General features: G+C 42.0%; 10 protein-coding genes. 7 read left to right on the plus strand and 3 right to left on the minus strand.

Going from position 1 to position 19,044, the window contains the following annotated elements; genetic code table 11:
* Positions 1-60 precede the first annotated feature (60 nt).
* Positions 61-1,107 (plus strand): caspase family protein, encoded by a 1,047-nt coding sequence (locus N39L_RS26925; protein ID WP_006620260.1) that lies wholly within the window; start codon positions 61-63, stop codon positions 1,105-1,107.
* Between the two features lie 20 nt (positions 1,108-1,127).
* Positions 1,128-3,314, plus strand: coding sequence for an nSTAND1 domain-containing NTPase (locus tag N39L_RS26930; RefSeq protein WP_014276906.1), 2,187 nt, complete (start codon positions 1,128-1,130; stop codon positions 3,312-3,314).
* A gap of 14 nt (positions 3,315-3,328) precedes the next feature.
* Here N39L_RS26930 and N39L_RS26935 read toward each other — a convergent pair whose 3' ends face one another.
* Positions 3,329-5,698, minus strand: coding sequence for a S8 family serine peptidase (locus tag N39L_RS26935; RefSeq protein WP_014276907.1), 2,370 nt, complete (start codon positions 5,696-5,698; stop codon positions 3,329-3,331).
* An 81-nt stretch (positions 5,699-5,779) separates the two neighbouring features.
* Positions 5,780-8,953 (minus strand): ATP-binding protein, encoded by a 3,174-nt coding sequence (locus N39L_RS26940; protein ID WP_014276908.1) that lies wholly within the window; start codon positions 8,951-8,953, stop codon positions 5,780-5,782.
* 355 nt (positions 8,954-9,308) lie between these two features.
* Here N39L_RS26940 and N39L_RS26945 point away from each other — a divergent pair, with 355 nt between their 5' ends.
* Together N39L_RS26945 and nblD are read left to right on the plus strand one after the other, a co-directional pair.
* Entirely contained in the window at positions 9,309-10,574 is a 1,266-nt protein-coding gene (locus N39L_RS26945) for a glycosyltransferase (protein WP_014276909.1), read from the plus strand.
* A 91-nt stretch (positions 10,575-10,665) separates the two neighbouring features.
* Positions 10,666-10,881, plus strand: coding sequence for an NblD family protein (nblD, locus tag N39L_RS26950; protein WP_014276910.1), 216 nt, complete (start codon positions 10,666-10,668; stop codon positions 10,879-10,881).
* 9 nt (positions 10,882-10,890) lie between these two features.
* On the opposite strand, the gene N39L_RS26955 is transcribed toward nblD, so the two are convergent.
* On the minus strand, positions 10,891-12,522 hold the full coding sequence (locus N39L_RS26955) for a serine/threonine-protein kinase (RefSeq protein ID WP_014276911.1): 1,632 nt from the start codon (positions 12,520-12,522) through the stop codon (positions 10,891-10,893).
* A 399-nt stretch (positions 12,523-12,921) separates the two neighbouring features.
* Between N39L_RS26955 and pheT the strand changes: the two genes are divergently transcribed.
* From pheT to N39L_RS26970, 3 genes are all read left to right on the plus strand, one after another.
* Positions 12,922-15,375, plus strand: coding sequence for a phenylalanine--tRNA ligase subunit beta (gene pheT, locus N39L_RS26960; protein ID WP_014276912.1), 2,454 nt, complete (start codon positions 12,922-12,924; stop codon positions 15,373-15,375).
* A gap of 181 nt (positions 15,376-15,556) precedes the next feature.
* A complete protein-coding gene (locus N39L_RS26965; protein WP_014276914.1) occupies positions 15,557-15,826 on the plus strand; it encodes a YciI family protein in 270 nt (89 codons plus the stop codon).
* A 133-nt stretch (positions 15,827-15,959) separates the two neighbouring features.
* A complete protein-coding gene (locus N39L_RS26970; RefSeq protein ID WP_014276915.1) occupies positions 15,960-18,983 on the plus strand; it encodes a hypothetical protein in 3,024 nt (1,007 codons plus the stop codon).
* Positions 18,984-19,044 lie beyond the last annotated feature (61 nt).

Below are 19,044 nucleotides of genomic sequence, written 5' to 3' on the forward strand. Positions count from 1 at the left end.
TTCCGGATCTGAGGTTAGCTTGTAGGTATCAGAAGGGAAATTTATAGTTGCCATTTAATTATGTCTAGCACTTATAAAAACGGACACGCTTTGGTAATTGGGGTTGGTCAAGATTTACCCAACACGGTTAATGATGCTAAGGGTTTAGCTGCCATTCTCACCGACCCTTCCAGATGCGCCTATCCACCAGAACAGGTGACATTATTAGTTAATGAAAAAGCCGATCGCCTTCAAGTATTAGAAGCCTTAGATAACCTAGCTAAAACCACCAATTCCGAGTCAACTGTAGTGATCTATTTTTCCGGTCATGGTTATCAAGTCGCCTCACCTACCGGAGAGTTTTATTATCTCATGCCCTATGGTTACAGTATTAATAAACTCTATCAAACCGCCATTAGTGGTCAGGAATTTGCCGAAAAACTTAAAGCTATTACCTCCCAAAAACTGTTAATTTTATTGGACTGTTGCCATGCGGGAGGGGTGGGAGAAGCCAAAGTACCAGGACTAGAAATCGCTGCCTCTCCTTTACCACCAGAAGCCATCAAGTTATTACAAGAAGGCAGAGGAAAAGCCTTGATTGCTTCCTGTCAGGAAGACCAATTATCCTATGTTTATAAACACAAACAATACAGCGAATTTACCCTAGCTTTAATGGAAGCCTTCTGTGGTTCTGGGGTGGCTAAAAAAGATGGTTCCGTGAGAGTCGCCGATTTAGCTTTACATACTCGCCAGGTCGTCCCCACCCGCACCCAAGACCGACAACACCCGGTTTTGCACTATGAAAAGGCTGATAATTTTGTGGTGGCTTATTACGCCGGGGGAAGCATAGAACCCAAAGGGTTGCCATTTCCCCAAGCCACAGAAGAAGCGGAAACGGAAACGGCGGCTAAGTCTCAACCTTCGGTGGTGTTTGACCAAAAAGACCAAACCGTTGACAATCAAACTAATATTGCTGGAAATGTGGGAGAAATTGGGAAACAGGAAACCCATATTTCTGGGGGGTTTAATCAACCGGGTTGGAAGGTTAGCGGTGATGTGATTCAATCACAGCGAGATGTGGTTATCGGTGCGAAAAAACGGCAAACAAATGACTCGGAAGATGAATAGTAATTGGCTGGTAAATAGTCATGGTAGAATCATCAGAGCTTAATCACACTCCCCTTGAAGATGACACTAATATTACTGGAGGTTTTAATCAACGTACCTGGGAGGTTAATGGTAATGTTATTCAAGGAAGTTCGGTAACTGTTTATTTATCTCCTTCTGCTTATACAATACCCACGGAGAAGGAAACTAAGCCGACTCCATTGGGTGATAATCCTTATCGAGGATTAGATGTATTTAGAGAAGAACATTCTATGTACTTTTTTGGGAGAGAAAAGCAAATTGACCGACTGTGGGAAAAATTCCGCGATTTAAATGAAGATGAATCGGCTTGTCGATTTTTGCCAATTTATGGAACTTCTGGTTCCGGGAAATCATCATTGACGCGATCGGGTTTAATTCCTGAATTGGATAAAAAACCTTTATTCGCTTATCAAAAAGCTAAAATTGCGGTATTATTTCCAACTACTCATCCCCTGGAATCTTTGGCGACTGTTTTGGCGCGAATTGTGACTAATGACCCCTCGCCAGTGGAAAAAACGGCAGAATTTGAACGGGTGTTAAAAAATCGCAGCGATAGGGGAGAGTATGAAGGTTTACGACGCATTGCTAATCAAATCCCCAATATTCATGACTCGCTTCTGGTGGTGGTGGTTGATCAATTTGAGGAAATTTTTACTCTCTGTAAAGACCCTGAAGAAAGGGAGGCTTTTATTAATAATTTACTCTGTGCGGCGAAGGATGCAGATCGACATACTTCGGTTATTGTCACCATGCGGAGTGATTTCTTGCGGGAAACTCAACAATATCCGGGGTTAGATGGGTTGTTTTCTACTAATGGCTTTTTGGTGCCGAGTATGCAGCCAGAAGAGCTAGAAATGGCGATCGCCAAACCCGCAGAACTCGCCGGACATAGCCTCGAGCCTGCAATCATTAAACTATTAATTGAACAAACCCAAGGAAGGGAAGGCGCTCTCCCATTGCTTCAGTTTGCATTACAACGCATTTGGGAGGGCTTAGAAGATGGTAGAGAACCCGCAGAAACCTTAGAAAAAATTGGAGGGGTGGGGGGTGCTTTAGCGGGAGAAGTACAACGTTTATATGAGTCCCTAACTCCAGAAGACCAAATATTAGCGCGTCGCATTTTTATAGCTTTAGTCAACCTAGACGAGTCCGAAAAAACCACCCGCCGCCGCGCTCCAGTCTCCGAATTAATTACCAATAAACAGGAAGAACCCGCCATAAAATCAATTATTAGGCGTTTTTCCGCCAGAGGTGTCCGTTTCCTGTCTACCTCCCAAGACCTCCAGCGAGGTGAAACTCTGGAAGTCACCCACGAAGCCTTAATTCACAATTGGGATAAGCTACAAGGTTGGTTAAGTGAACGTCGGGAACAATTGCACCAAAAGCAGAAATTTGAGCGATATGCAGAGGAGTGGCGTTCTCAAAATAAATCCCCAGATTATTTGTTACAAAGTCGCATTCTTAGGGATGCTCAGGAGTTTAGCAAAACGGCTGTTCAGGAAGTGGCATTGTCTGAGTTAGCCACGGAATTTATTAAGGCTAGTCAGCGACAAAAATATCTGAGGATATCACTGCTATTTGTGTTTCCATCCATAGCAGTCTTGTTTATCATTCATTTATCTTTGATCTATTTGACAGAAAGACTTTTAGCTGAGGAAAATTGTCAGCCTACTCCCATATTAAAACATTTATTATGGTATCGGCTCAAAACTGGTGAAAATAATTTGGAAAGAATTTCTCTCTGTGGTAAGTATCTCAATGGGATTAATTTTGAAGGAGCCGAACTTTCAGGAGCTAACTTTCAAGAAGCTAGGCTAAATGGTGCTAATTTGCGTGAAGCAGTGTTGCTGGATGCTAATTTACAGGGAGCAAGACTTTACAAAGCAGATTTATATAATGCTTTTCTTATTAGTGCTAACCTAATAGGTGCTAACTTAGAATCAGCTAATTTAGAATCTGCAATAATGCACAATGCTAAATTACAGGGTGCTGATTTACGAAATGCCGATTTACAGAATGCTGATTTACAGAATGTCGATTTACGAGAAGTAGACTTAACACAAACTACAGGTCTTAGCCAACATCAAATAGAGTCAGCTATCCTGTGTAATACAAAATTACCTGATTATTTGTTGTCAGTAGAATCAAAACATCTGGAAAATAGAGATTGTCATAGATTCAATTAACCATAAAAAATTAGTTAATTATGAATATATTTAGCATAGCGTTGAGAACTACCAGAAAATTTTGTGTTTCGTATTTCAATTTTTCTACCATCTCTAAGTTGATATATACCATCAGGCATTTTTTCAAGAAAATCAGAACTTTCTATCTCGATATCTTCAGATGATTGTGTGGTGTGAAACTCTCCTAATGCTTCGGCTGCTAAGGCTGCTACTTTTTCGTCTGCTTCTTGTATAGCCTTAATTAAAATGCCTGTGGCTAACTTTTGATATTTCTGAATCCTGAGTAGGCTTTTGGCTGCGGAAACGTGCTTTTTCAAAATGGGTTGAGGTTCAACACTGGCTAGGTTGTTGATATATGATGATTTGATTTGCTCAATAATCTCCTGATTCCTTAAATTAAAACCAGCTTTTTCTAAGGTGGTTTTGGCGGATTTTACGATGTCATTAACAAGGGATTCCTTAACTGTTTCTGGGTCGTCCCAACTTTTTTCGAGTTCCTGTAAACAAGCCACCAGAGCTAGTATGCCTTCGGTTCTGGGGGAGCGATCGCTAAAATTTTGCCGGCTGATATTTAGCTCAACGGCTTCGATTTCTCCGGCGGCTATTTTGCCCTTTAAAATATTGTCGAAATCATTTAAAATTTCATCGAATTTATTGTTGAGTTTGGGATAATTATTAGACATAGTGGCTTGACTCCTAGGTGCTGAAATTGTCGGTAAAGTTGATTGATATGTTTCTGGTTCTATGCTGTGACTGTGCCAAGTATTTGATAAGCCATGATTTGAGGCTTTATCCGGTACATAACTGGCTGCTGATGGACTGTCACAATCACAATTGAGAGCGGCTGATAAAGCGGGATTAAAAGTATCATCAGCCTGGGAATAATCGATGATTTGAGAGTGGGATGCTACCTGATTACTAACCTGTCTGAGGGTAGCAATGGCGTTCCCAGCATCAACTAAGCCGTAACCTGTGGCTAGGTCGCGACCGGGACCGGCTGTTGGTTGGCTGAAATGGTAATTAGCAAAACCCTTGACTACATCGATCGCACTTTTCTCTAAAATCCTTTTAGCCAACGCCGGAGATAAACCGGGATCCAACTGTTTTAATAACGCACAAACCCCCGCCACTTGGGGCGCAGCCGCTGATGTACCACTAAAAGCCGCCCAGCCATCATTGGCTTCGGTTCCATCCTCAAATTCAGCACAGGCGATATCAGTCCAAGAGCCAGGTGGCACAGGTAGCATAATATAGGCGGCGTGGGGGCGCTGTCCCACCAACCCACAGACATCGGGAACCTGTCGCCCTCGATAAACTGGACTGTAGAATGCACTGGAATAGTTACTCGCTTCTAACTCTCCCTTTGTGGGTCCGTTAAGATGCTTATAAACTCCCCCAGCAGCGATCGCATCTGGGTGTTGAGCCGGAAAAGACCAGTGACCATTTCCCGCCGAAAAAATCACAGTTATTCCCCGCCGCACCGCATCGGCTACTAAGGTGGCTAAGACCTTATTATAAGGTGAAAGTTCCGAACTTCTCTGATTTGAACCCCAGCTACAGGAGATAATATCAGGTCGTTGAGCGATCGCCGTCCTGAAAGCAGCAATAGAATTAACATTGCGGGATTTACCAGCGATCGCCACATCAGCTTTAACCATGATAAAATCAACTCCCGGAGCCACTGCAAATAAATTAGCAGATTCTCCAGTTCCGTGACCGTTTGCATCAATATCTTTATCCGTCGAACCCGGGGCGAGAATCACCTGACCCTGATAGTTATGGTGAGTAAAAAACGGGTGATTATACCACCCAGAATCCACCATTACTACTTTCACACCCCGACCGTCAATTCCCCCATCATGAGTCTGGTTGGCATTTAGAGCCTTGGCTAAACAATCGGGTACAGATAAATATTGCGAGACTGCTGGCGGCGGAAAAGCAGAGGGAACATTCGACCCCAAATAAGAAACAGGCTCATTAATGGCTACCCCTACCAGTTCTGTATTCCAACTGCTTTGAGAAATATCAATTTCCCCAGAGGGTTTATCATCAACCGAATCAATAAAATGAGCCGTGCTAGGCTGATAAAACTCTTTAATTACCTGATATTCAACATGGGCGAGAGTCGTCTGGAAAGACTGCTCATAAAGCTCAGGAGAGCCGGAAATACTGATAGATGCGCGACCAATGGAGAGGACATTAAATCCGGTACTCTGGAGCCTTTCTGCTGTGTATTCAATCAGCCGCGGATCAGCATCAAATTGGGTGACATTTTCACTGGTAACTAAGGTGGGCGTAGAAAGCAGAGACTCTCCCGATGCCGATCGCACTACAGCTTCAGCATAGACCAGATCTGGGAGTTCCCGCTTAACTTGCCCATCCATATTTTTGGGATGCTAAAATTACTACCCAACACTCCCATTATCCCACATTTAATCAGCCATCAGTAATGATGTTAAAAAACTTTACATTAACTCTCGAATCTGATCCAATAGTTCAGTCATGGAAATCCGACCCGATAGAAATTTGAGGGTGAGATTTTGAGTCAACCCCTGTAAGTCTGTGGGGATATGTTGAATTGGGTAACTGTTGGCGTTGGTGTCACTAGAACTATTAAATAAACCCGAATTATCTAAAACAAGAATCGGCGGAATAGTTAAATCATCGCGCTGAGAATTACCCAGGTTAACTAAAGCCTCTAAAGCGTTTCGGAGAATGGGAAAAGTTTGCTGGCGGACACAAAACAGCAATAAATCCACACTTTCAAACTGTAATTGTTGCATAATTTCTTCCCAGGTTCTCCCCATAGTTCCCCGAAATCCTGCTTTTTGTAGATACTGAATCAACGCTTGCTCAATTTTGCTGGTTCGGTCAGCCGGGGGATAAAAATTAGCAGTTTGATTATTCCCCTGAGAATCGACGTTTACTAAGTCTGGTAATGTCAACAAATCCACCACCAAAATATGAGATTTCCAACTGATCCCCGCCGCCACTTGAATCACCTGTAAAAGACCTGGGTCAGCTTGTCGCCTCCTAGACCCCATAGAAGTCTGGCTAATTTGAGGTAATAGACAGGGGAAAACGGATAATCCTTTAATTTGATTAGCTGCTTGAGTTGTGGGTGTGTCTAGGGTGACTATGGGAAGATTAGCTAGATGTTTTTCATCTTTCAATTCCAGCAAAAATGCCATGGGGTCATCAAGGTGATTAATAGACTCTAAAACCATAACATTAGGATGCCAAATTCTCGCCAGTAGTTCCGCCTGACCTAAATCATCAGCTTCCAAAATACGACAATGGGAAGTTTGAGAAGTGTCGTGAGTTGTTGGAGGGTGGAAATTCTCTGCTAAACCCTGGTTTAATTCGTGGTCAACTGGATTTAACCACAGCACTGTTAATGTCTTGAGTGGGACGGTCGAGGGGGTTTTTTCCAGTTTATTAATGACTAACTGTAAATCGGACTTCTGCACAGGTAAACTCAGAAAACCATCAGAGGCAGTTTTTAGCGATCGCTTTTTGTCTCCTAAAGTGGCTGTAATAAATACAGGAATTTCGCTAGTATCTACATCAGTTTTCAGCAAGGTTAGTACATCCCAACCTGATAAAAGTGGCAGTAAAGGATTGAGAAAAATCATCCGAGGTTGCAGCCTTCTGGCTTTTTCTAAGGCCTCGGTTCCAGTCCTGGCTACAATGGCTCGATACCCTAATTTGGTGAGTTTATCACTCAAATCATCAATATATTTGGGGACGGCTTCGACAATCAAAATTAACCGAGATTGTCCCTGGGTAGTGGGACGAGATAAATTGGTTTTAGGGTATGGAGAGGATGGATAAACGTCGGCTTTTTCCCAGTCTAATTTATCTGATTTCCAGCCGTTTACGGGAGGGACGGGAGGCAAAAGTAAGGTAAACTCAGTACCTTTTCTTTGGTGGGAAATAAAGCTAATATCTCCACCATGAAGCCGGGCTAATCTTTGACAGAGAACTAATCCTAAACCTGTGCCTTCAAATTGACGATTTAGGGGACTTTCTAGCTGTTGGAACTTTTCAAAAATCAGATGTTGTTTTTGCTCGGGAATGCCAATACCTGTATCCCAAACTGTAAACACGACCCAATCCTCCCAACGGTTAACCCGTAAACCCATATAACCACCATCAGGAGTAAATTTAAAGGCATTAGAAATTAGGTTAATTAGCATCTGGCGTAGACGCAATTCGTCGGCTTCAATAGTTTCTAGTCCGGGTTCGATTTCGATGCTAAATTTTTGGCTACCTAAGCTAGATTGACTATCCTTAATATCACCCTGCTGGTGCAGGTGCAGGACGGCTTCTAAAGCGCGATCGCAGACGGTTTTAATGTTTACACCTTCGGGAGTTAGTTCTAACTGTCCAGTCTCAATGCGGGTTAAATCTAAGATATCATTAACCACCATCATCAGATGTCTTCCGCTTTGGTGGATCAGTTTGGCATATTTAGCTTGGCGATCGCTTAATTCTCCCAAGGCTTTATCTTTCAGCAAACTAGACAACCCCAAAACCGCCGTTAAGGGAGTTTTCAGTTCATGGCTAATACAGGCTAAAAACTCATCTTTGAGTCGATTTAGTTGAATTAAATCGGCATTTTTAGCGGTCAATTCTTGAGCCACTCGATATTGTTCGGTGATATCCTGAGCAATAATTAACCACCATTTATCAAAGCATTCCGTTAGACTTGGCTGCACCAAAGTTCGGCGAGTAAATTGCCACACTCGCTGCTGTTTCGATTGTGGACAAATACAGATATATGTTTCCCCATTTGATCCGCTATCGCACCAGTTAGGGATATCGGGGGTACACTCACCAAACTGGGTAGTGTTGAGGTTAACCGCTGTAGTTTGGGAGATGGAGGACTCTGGTGGCGAGGAAGCCATGGTAGAATGATTAGACTGGCTGCTGATACCGACATCGGTTGTAGTGGGGGTAGTAACCCATTGATTGACTGTTTCGGCGGCTTGTTGTAAGACTTCTGGCTCATTTCCGACCTGTTGCACCCAAGCCCTATTTTGACCCAAGATTTCCCCATTTTGGGTTTGAATCATCATGGGTAGTGGCAATTGGTCTAGGAGTTGCAACAGAGAACCCAGAAACGAATCAAACCCCCCTTTCTGCACTGATGACTGATATTTCGGAAATTGGACCGGTTGACTAACTATATATGGCAGCAGTTTGGCTAAATCAATCAGCCCTAAAAATTCCTGATTTTGATTAATGATAGCCAGAGCGGGCAGACCCTCTATTTTATGATCATTACTGGAATGATGGGGATGCCATCCTAAATCATAACCAATTTGCTGCAAAGAAGCCAAAAATTCTGGCCAATCTAAATAAGCCGGGATTAGAAGTAAGGGTTTAATTAGGCGATCGCTTAGATCTGCTAGGATGACTTTTGTTAATGGCTGTTTTTTATTTTTCGGGGAAAATAAATAGGTAGTTAAACTATGCAGATACACTACCCCAATCGGATATTGGTCTTGGTTAACAACCACAACACAATCATGATCGCCTTCTGAGAATACCGACCACAACTCATCAACTGTAATGTCCTGGCAACAAACAGGCACTCTCCTGATGATTGTGGGAAGAGAGATTAGAGAAGACATGAAAAAACTTGAACCCCAAACTGGTTTGGTCGTAGATACCTATGAAATAATTTTCAGAGGAACTACTCCCGCTAATTTATTTTAACCATGAACAATGGCTAACTTAAAATTTAAGTATTTTCTTAATGTTTCCTAGCTGACATCCTCAATCATTGAGTAGTCATAAGTTCATAGAGAAATTCTTAAATTTAATGATAGGCGCGGGAGATTTTTCTATGAATCGTGACAGGGGGCTCAAGCCGTTAGTGACTATGGTTCCGTTGATCCCTTGTTGGTGTCTACTGGGTGCAAGCCGCCTTGACCGTTGTACTGGGGTGGTATACTGACCTCAGTTCAATCAGCTATAACTTAAATTATGGGACAGGGAGATTATAGTCGTCAACAACCATATTTCCATGATCCTCGGGTGCATAAACCCATTGAGGATATCTATGCTGATTTGGATAGCTGGACTTATGAAATTGATAAAAGCCAACCATCAAGATTTAATACTGTCAGCTTTTATGTAGTGTTACCCCCAGTTTTTTATCAAGGCAGATTTATCAAAGGATTTTATTATAGTGAATCTGTGGATTTGCTTAATCATGTATTGCCGAATTTATCCCGTTATTTCTTCTCGTTGGCTTACTCTATGTGGTGTTCCTATCCTTGGTCACAAACTGCTGATGCTTATTCCTGTTTGTATAATAACCCCGATCGCGCCCGGTGGTTTTTCCGAAATAATGCGGTTGATAAAGTCTTGATAACTTGCTACAATTCCGATTTTATTAATGAGTATATTATCGCCCCGAAACCCATAGAAAAAAAAGATATTGATTTGCTCTGTGTATCTCGGATTGCTCCCGAAAAAAATTTGCCGATGATTGCTAAGGCTTTAAAAGTTTATCGCCACAAATATCAACACCAAATTAAACTATCTTTAATTGCTGGAGACCGTAATATAGATTTTGCCAACTTTGATAATAATGATGATATTACCCGGAATATTTTGGCAGAAATTAAATCGATATTAGGGAATCCCTGGGATTATATTAACTTTATTAATTATGGGAATCCTTATCAAGAAATGCCTCAATATTACTCGCGGTCAAAGGCTTATATTTTGGGGTCATTATTGGAGGGAAAAAATCGCAGCCTGAGTGAGGCGATGAGTTGTAATATTCCGGTGATTTGTTTTCAGGAGTTTAATCAATATGCAAGGGGAGGCGATCGCCTTTTTCCAGAAGCAGCGGGTTTATGCGCCCAATTTGACCCGGAATCCCTAGCGGATACCATTTATCAAGTATTAGCCAATCCGGGAAGATTTCAGCCCCGATTAAGCTATTTAAAATATCGAGGGAGAAAGAACTTTTTTAATACCTGTCTGACCGCCTTTCCCTATTATCAACAATCCATTCCCGACTACCACCATAACTCACCCTTTCATAGTCTGTGGTTAGATTTAGCCATTCAGGACAACTATCAAATGAGTCTATATGATTTTCTATATGGACGATCTGAATATTCCCATCTCAGAGGTCTGGTGAATATTTATAAACATCTCAATCAGTGGTTAGGCTGGCTACAGGGTCAAATCAATCGAAAATACCCGGGAATTGTGACGAATAACCAACCCGGTTGATTTGGTCAAATCCCCCATGGGTGGCACTTGCCAAATGTCTCCGATTGTGATATAATATGCTGGCTTGACCCAAAGGATATGATTGGATAAGATGACTAACGAAGCAGCCCAGGTTTGTCCGATTTGTGGGGTAAAAATTGTCAAAGCCCCCGGAGGCGATCGCGTTTTATTTTCAGTAGGAGCCCCCGGAACTAGAGCCAGATTATGGGCGCGGGTGTGTCAATTTGTGAAAAAACCAGGCTGCATCAATTCCGACCCAGCATTAATTGGAGAAACCAAACCCACAGACCCCTATCAACCCAAATAAATCCCCCTTTTACCACCAACAAAATTTACGTTTTCCATTAGGTAAAATAGTCCGCCAGTTAGTGCGTGCTAAAGCCAACTGTTCATCCCCCACCGTACAACCTCTAAGATTCGCACCGCATAAATTAGCACCTCGCAAATTAGCGCGAGTCAGATATGCACCCTGCAAATTAGCACCTCTCAAATCCGCCTTTTCCAGATTAGCGGTACTCAGATAAGCATTTTCCAAATTAGCATTTTTAAAGTTAGCCTCAGTCAATCGTGCGCGGCCAAAATTGGCATCTTTCAAATCAGCATTTTGAAAATTAGCATTACTCAATCGCGCTTGATAAAAATTAGCACCTCTCCATTTTCCCCCCGACAAATTTAAGCCACTCAATTCACAATCGCCAAAATCTCGGTGTCCCTTACTAAAAGCACTCCGAAAATTCTTCTCATTCCAATTGCTAGGAATATAAGTTCCCTGAGTCGATGGGGTATCACTATTGAGCATAGTTATAGGCGCTCCCTGAGTAGCACTCAATCCCCCTCCCATAGGTCGTTTATGTACAGAAATTTCGGTAACTTCCCGTCGTTTTTTGCGTTCTCGGCGTTCCCGAATCAATTTCGCTTCCCTTTGGGGAGCAGTCATCATGATCGAGGTTTGATCATCCTTATAAATAGTTGGTTCTTCGGGTGGGTCTGGTGTAAATTCTGTGGCTATAGGCTGAACGGACATATTACCAGATAAATCATCCTCTACATCATCCTGATGATCAAGAGCATATAAAACATCTTTGGCGGACTGATAACGCTGATAAACCGACACCGCCAACATTTTTTCTAAGACCAAAGCAAAAGCATTACTGACATGGGTATGTTCTCGCCAGTAAACCTCTCCGGTGGTCGGGTTATGTTCCAAAGCATTAGGAGATTTACCCGTCAGTAAATAAATACAAGTCATCCCCACCGCATAAATATCACTAGCATAAACAGGTCGTAAAGACATCTGTTCCATGGGAGCAAATCCCGAAGTTCCAATGGCAAAATTAGTAAAAGCAGTTTCTCCGGTTCCCATCATGGTCGCCTGACTTACCTTATCCTTAACCGCGCCAAAGTCAATCAGCACTAAACGATTATCCTGACGGCGACGAATAATATTAGCTGGCTTAATATCCCGGTGAATCACCTCTTGAGAATGGATATAATCCAGCAGTGGTAAAATATCCCGCAGAAACTCCTGAGTTTGTTGTTCGTTATAAGCTCCATTGGCTCTAACTTCCTGTTTGAGGGTAAAACCATCAACAAATTCTTGGACTAAATAAAACTGTTGTTTCCCGACAAAGTAATCTAAAAGACGGGGAATTTGGGGATGATCACCAATTTTCCCGAGAGTTTTCGCCTCCCGCTGAAAAAGCTGTTGTGCCATTTCCAGAACTCTTTTAGAAGTGGCAGAAGGTCGCAATTGCTTAACTACACAAGCCGGATAACCGGGAAGGGATAAATCTCGGGCTAGAAAGGTGGCCCCAAAACCCCCCTTACCAATAGGTTTAACGACTAGGTAGCGATTTCGTAACCGTAGCCGGGAACCACAAGCCTGACACTTGACAGCCTCGTTAGGGTTTTCGGGATTAGGACAACTGGGATTGGTACAGTAACTCATGGCGGTTGGAGATAACTCAATTTAAGATTAACGTCAGACCGCGAATTCGTGTAAGTAGCTATCTATATAGCAAGGCACAGGGAACTCTTAACAGCAGGTCAAAGGATTTGATCTTAGAGATTTCAGGAATAATATTCAATATCCTAACTCTGTAGACCTAACTACCATTCTAGGACAATTAACATGGTGGGTCTGCTCTATCTGCTATCTATACCCAATTATTACCTAACTTTCTCAGGGAACCTCTAACCACGGGAATTAAACACTATTATCAGCGATCGCACCCCAAAAATCTAGTAATTGCTACCATGATCCGCCAACAGGTCCCCAGAAAAAAGTTTCGCCACTAGGCTAGTTGACTCCTTAGAATGGAGAATCGGACAAAAAAATTGAAGTGATATGCGGATCTCATTAAACTGGTTACGAGAACTGGTAGACATCAGTATCAGTCCCGAACAATTAGCGGAAACCCTGACGGTAGCGGGATTTGAAGTAGAAGATATCGAAGATCGCCGCACTTGGGCTGATGGTGTGGTATTAGGGAAAATTGCGGAAATTGCACCCCACCCTAACGCGGATAAACTGCGAGTCTGTCAGGTAGACATAGGACAAAGCGATCGCCTAAATATCGTTTGTGGGGCTCCTAATGCAGCAGCAGATATGATTGTGGCTGTAGCGACTATTGGCACTTATCTCCCCGCCATTGACCTGAAGCTCAAAAAAACTAAGCTGCGGGGTGTTCCCTCCATGGGAATGATTTGTTCCCTATCAGAATTGGGTTTAGAAAAAGAATCACCAGGTATCCATAGCTTTGATTTAGACGAGCCTGTGCTGGGAAGTGATGTCCGACCCCTAATCGGACTCGATGACGTGATCCTGGATGTCACAGCTACTGCTAATCGTGCGGACGGGTTGAGTATGGTGGGAATTGCTAGAGAAGTGGCGGCTTTGACTGGCGGGAGTTTGAAAATTCCTGACGCGGCGGGGGTATTAATTGGCGACCAAGACCCAGCAGGTGGGTTGGAAATTGATCTCATGGAATCGCAAGCCTGTCCTACCTATATCGGAGGTGCGATCGCCAATGTAAAAATTGCCCCCTCTCCTGATTGGCTAAAACGACGGCTACAGGCGGCGGGAATTCGTCCGATTAACAATGTGGTTGATGTCACCAACTACATTTTACTAGAATGGGGGCAGCCTCTCCACGCTTTCGATCGCGATCGGCTTACTAACCTTACTGGGTCTCAAAACCTGACTATCGGGGTGCGTTTTGCTAAGGCTTCTGAGTCTCTTAAAACCCTTGATGGTCAAACCCGCCAGCTACAAGAACAAAATCTGGTGATTACCGCTAATGATCAACCGGTTGCTTTAGCGGGGGTTATGGGAGGCGAGGACACGGAAGTTCACGAGGGGACGACTAATTTAATCCTAGAGGCGGCGGTGTTTTCTCCGGTGGCTATTAGGCGATCGGCGCGTGTTCAGGGTATCCGCACGGAATCGTCTACCCGTTATGAACGCGGCATAAATCAAGCGGAACTGGCTCTGGCTTGCCGTCGTGCTATATTATTAATCTCAGAACTAGCTGGGGGAACTGCTACGGTCCAGAAAGCGGCGAGCGGTGCTACCCAAATGCGGATGACTCAGGAGGTTTCCCTGAGTCTCGATCGCCTTAATGCTATTTTAGGACCTCTCAAACGGGGAGAAGATACAGAGGTTGAGTCCTATTTACAACCCCCAGAGGTTGAAGGTATTTTAAATGCTTTGGGATGTGGTACTAGCCGCCAAGAGGGGGAATCGGTAGTCTGGACGGTGACAGTTCCCCCCTATCGTCAACGGGACTTGGAAAGGGAAATTGACCTGATTGAAGAGGTGGCGCGATTATATGGATATGACCGCTTTTCTGATACTCTTCCGACTCAGAGTGTCCCCGGTTATTTACCACCAGAAGAAGCGGCTAAAAGAGACTTGCGCGCGGCTTTTCGAGCGGCGGGTTTGACGGAGTTGATGCACTATTCCCTAGTTAAACAACAGGGGGATAATCAGGTGGTAATTGCTAATCCTCTGTTTGTGGAGTATTCGGCTTTACGAACTGAGATGTTATCTGGGTTAATTGATGCTTTTGTGTTTAACCTGGAAAATGGTAATGGTCCGTTAAATGGGTTGGAAATTGGCCGGATTTTTCGGCGTGATGGAGAGGTCTATCACGAAGAAGATGCGATCGCTGGGGTGATTGGTGGCGACCCGTCTCAGGGTCGTTGGGTCAACAGTGGGAAGGATAATGCCATGAGTTGGTTTGAGGCTAAAGGCGTGTTAGAATCGGTATGGGAGCGGTTGTCTTTGTCTGTGGAATATCGCCAAGAATCTGATGCTAAAATGCTCCATCCTGGACGGACAGCTACGTTATGGTTAAATGGCGATCGCCTGGGAATTTTCGGTCAACTACACCCCCAAATTCAACGGGAAAAAGAACTTCCTGAAGCTGTCTATTTATTCGAGTTTCGTCTCTCGGTACTCACGGCGGCTATTACGGCTAAGGATTACTTAAAGCGACCTTTTCAGTCCTATTCTACTTTCCCCGCTAGTGACCGCGACCTCGCCTTTTTTGTGGAGGATTCGGTGTCGGTGGCTGATTTGCAAAAAACGATGATTAAAACAGGTGGTAAAATTCTGGAATCGGTGGAGTTATTCGACGAATACCGTGGCAAAAATGTTCCCGAAAATCAGCGGAGTTTGGCTTTTCGTTTGGTTTATCGGGTTGGCGATCGCACCCTCACTGATGAGGATATAGAACCCATACAGCAAAAAATTAGGGATGCTTTGGCTAAGGAGTTTCAGGTGACTTTAAGAAGTTAGTCAGCCTCCCTTTCTCCCTCCCTTTCTACCTCCTCCTCCCCTGCTTTGGGGGAGGTAGACTCCCCTTGTCGATAACCACTTCTGAGAATTTTCTCAAAAGACCCTAGACACCCATTACCATTGAGGTGGTATAATGTGATAATATCTATGGTGGTGATTAGTTTCCTCAAGTGACAAGGTTATGGCAAAATATATCATGTTTGGTAGCTACTGTGAAGACGTTTTGGCGAAACGGGAACCCTACCGACCAGAACATTTACAGGGTTTAAAGGAACAGAAAGAATCGGGGGTTTTAATTACTATTGGACCCACTAAAGATTTAACTAAAGTTCTGGGGATTTATGAGGCTGAATCAGAGGCGATCGTTCGCGGCTTGGTGGAAGCTGACCCCTATTGGAAAAATGGGATCTGGACTGAGTACGACGTGAAAGAGTGGATTCAAGCATTCTAGTCTATTATTACATATAAGGATAGGTGAAGGCAAGCCTGAGTCATCACCTATTTAATCACCCCCATAATTATTAAGGTTTAATCACCTCCATAATTATTAAGGCGATCGCTGCTATTTATCATCAGGAGTCAACATGAACATTTTAGGAATAGCTGACAGCAACTTAGAACTCGTAGACTACAGCGATATATTAACTAAAATTATCGAGCAAATTCCCCAACAACAACCATTCAAAATTTCTCGAAATAAAAATCATCTCATTATCGACTTAGAGACTATTACCAATCAACTAATTAAACAAAATATTGCTAACCCCATTAGTTCCAGGGGTATCAGTAAATCGGCTACAGTGAATTTTAATAGTAATACTCAAAATATATTTAACCAACAAATCAGACAAATTCGGGATTTATTACAAGACAAGTTACAGGAATTAGCCAGAGATAATAATCACCGAGATATTAACTCTTTAACTCATAGCTTTATCCGAACCTTACAGGAAATAAATAATCAGAAATTCAGTTTATATTATAATTTTCCGACTAAGCCAAACGTGAGAACATCAGAGTTAGAAACACGGCTTAATGATGTGGGTAGTAATTCTCTCCTCAAGTTTCATAAACTGACAATTTCCGTAAGAAATATCAATCAATTTACCCAAGATTTAAAACAGGGACTCAGTAACTATATTGAGGAAAAACTAGACCAAGAATCCTCCGAAGATGTAGAAGATACTCTCGAAATCCTAGATAATTTAACTAATGATAAATCTTCGGATTTTTATAAATTGCAGAAAGTAGTCGATAGCGAATCCCTAGGGAAACTCAAAAAACACGCTAAAATCTGCTATTTGGAATATTTAGCCGCCAATTTAGCCACTAATAATCATCCCGATTTAGTTTATTTACAGGATTTAATTCGGCGACTAAAAGATATGGTGGCTTATATTGATGACCATGACAAACAGGATGGAGATTATCTAGTTAGTTATGGTGGAGAAACCATTAATTATCGCGATTGGTTTTCCCGGTCAGAGGTGTTTGACTCTCTCCCCATTATTCCGATAATTAGCGAGAGTTTAGGGGAAACCACCAGTCCAGACGGAAGCGAGAGAACCTTTACTTTTGGCTTAAAACTTAAATTTAACAACCCGGTTCAAGCTAGGGGAGGTAAACCAGCATTCGACTATTATATTGAGATGATTAATCCTGAGCAAGAAGAATTTTCTCAGGAATCTCAGTATTATAAAAAGGTCTTAAAAATCGCTTTTATTTACTATTTTGCGTTTGCGACTCGCAGTAATCCTGACCAAGAAGATTATGATCCACAATCGGAACTAACTTATAATGTTCGCGAAAGTTTTGAGACTCATTTTTTGCCGATTTTTCAGGGAACAGATGAAGATGAAAAGTCTAAGTGTTTGAGAGGTATAATTCAAGTATTTAACCAATACAACGTTATCAAAAAAATTGAGAACCTCAAATTGCTGCTTCATGCTTTTATTAAACAATCCGCTATTTTAGCACCCCAAAATTTTCCGGTTAAAATTGGTATCTATAAGGGAATATTAGAATCAGATATTGAGAAAATTAGCAATGGTTTGTTTTTTAATCAGGTAGTAGAAAGGAATACCAAAGAGTGTCTTCAGTACATTACTATTGGCGATTCTAGTCCCGACACGGGAATATTTTGTCAACTTCCGGGTAATCTGAAAATCGAAGATATCCGCTATTATCAGACATCAGAAAATCAGGAATTTACCATCGACTATCATGGGATTGATAAAATCCAAAAATGTCTTCCGGTTTTCTTCCTTCCTAAAAGTGACCCAATTCGCCAAAAAACAGGAGAAATTTTTATTAATATTCCAGGAATTATTTTTCCCTACGATCAAAAATGCTTAAATCAGGGTCATTATAATTCGGTACAGAGTTTTATTTATCAGTTTACCATGGCTCTGCTGATTAATATCAGTTTGCGGATAATTCTGGAAGATTGGAAACAGGTGTTTTTGCCAATTTTTAGACTTCATGAAGGAAGCGAAGATAAACCTTTTGAAGCGGAGAAATTTATGGCTAATTTATCGAAAGTGATTAGTCATTTATTGAATAATAAATATCGCGCCAATTCTCAAGGTTTTAGGATTAAAAAACTGACCGACAAGTTGGCTAAAGGAAATGCTTTGGGTTCGTTGTATTCGGTATTACCGCGCAAGTTTAGCCTAGATCAATCTGCTGATAGTCGCAGTTTCTCCCTGGATAAATTGGCTTTAATTGTGGTTTCTAGTGCTGAAAGTGATGGTTTATTTAAAGGCGATCGCCAAGACCGGATTTCTACTATATTTGGTGAAGCGATCGGAATTAAGAAGCAGTCAGATAATCAAATTGTCGTACAGTTATTAAAAACCTTTTCGGGAAATTATCTCTCTCGGAATTTATATACAGAACCCTCAATTTTAATTGATTTAATATATGATCTTTACCATCAATCAGGATTAGAATATCGTCACTTTTTGTATATAGCCAAAGCGCCATTTACTGATAATTTACACCTCACCCAAGTAGAGGACAATGATGAAGATGAGTTTTATTTTATGTCACCCACTTTAATTCAATCTCTCCAATCAGGATTACCAGATATTAAAATATATCCGATTTTCTTTAATAAGTATTATGTCAGAAAAAAGAAAACCTTATACCAGGATTCCTATAGCCTCAAGGATACTGCTAACTTATTAAACTTGGTAGAAGACCCTAGTAAAAACGTGGTGGTATTTTTTAACCTATTTAATGGTGTGTCTGTGAAAACCAAAAACGAAGATGATCGCTTTTATAATGGGGTGATGTCCTACGCAACTTTATTAAATATCTATCAAGGAGTCCTGGACGATCAGCATATTCGCGAGGGATTGATTCATGATAACTTTCTGAAACAAGACATTCTGCAATATTTGACTTTTTTCCACTTTTACAGGTTTGAAAAAAAATTAGTTGGAAAGAATATCCAGATTAAACTCGATCCCTACGATCGCGTTATTGGTGATGAATCTTTACGCAAAAAATGTCTTTTTAAGCACATGAATGGAAAAACCGATTTTAATAGTTTGGCTTTTTTGAGTGAGGTTAACTCGATTTTGTATCCCCAGAATCAACGGTGACCTAAATCGGACTCCACCAATAACCGGATTTATCAATAAGTTGAATTATCACCATAATGAT

This window comes from Limnospira platensis NIES-39, assembly GCF_026000695.1.
Taxonomy (GTDB): Bacteria; Cyanobacteriota; Cyanobacteriia; order Cyanobacteriales; family Microcoleaceae; genus Limnospira; species Limnospira platensis.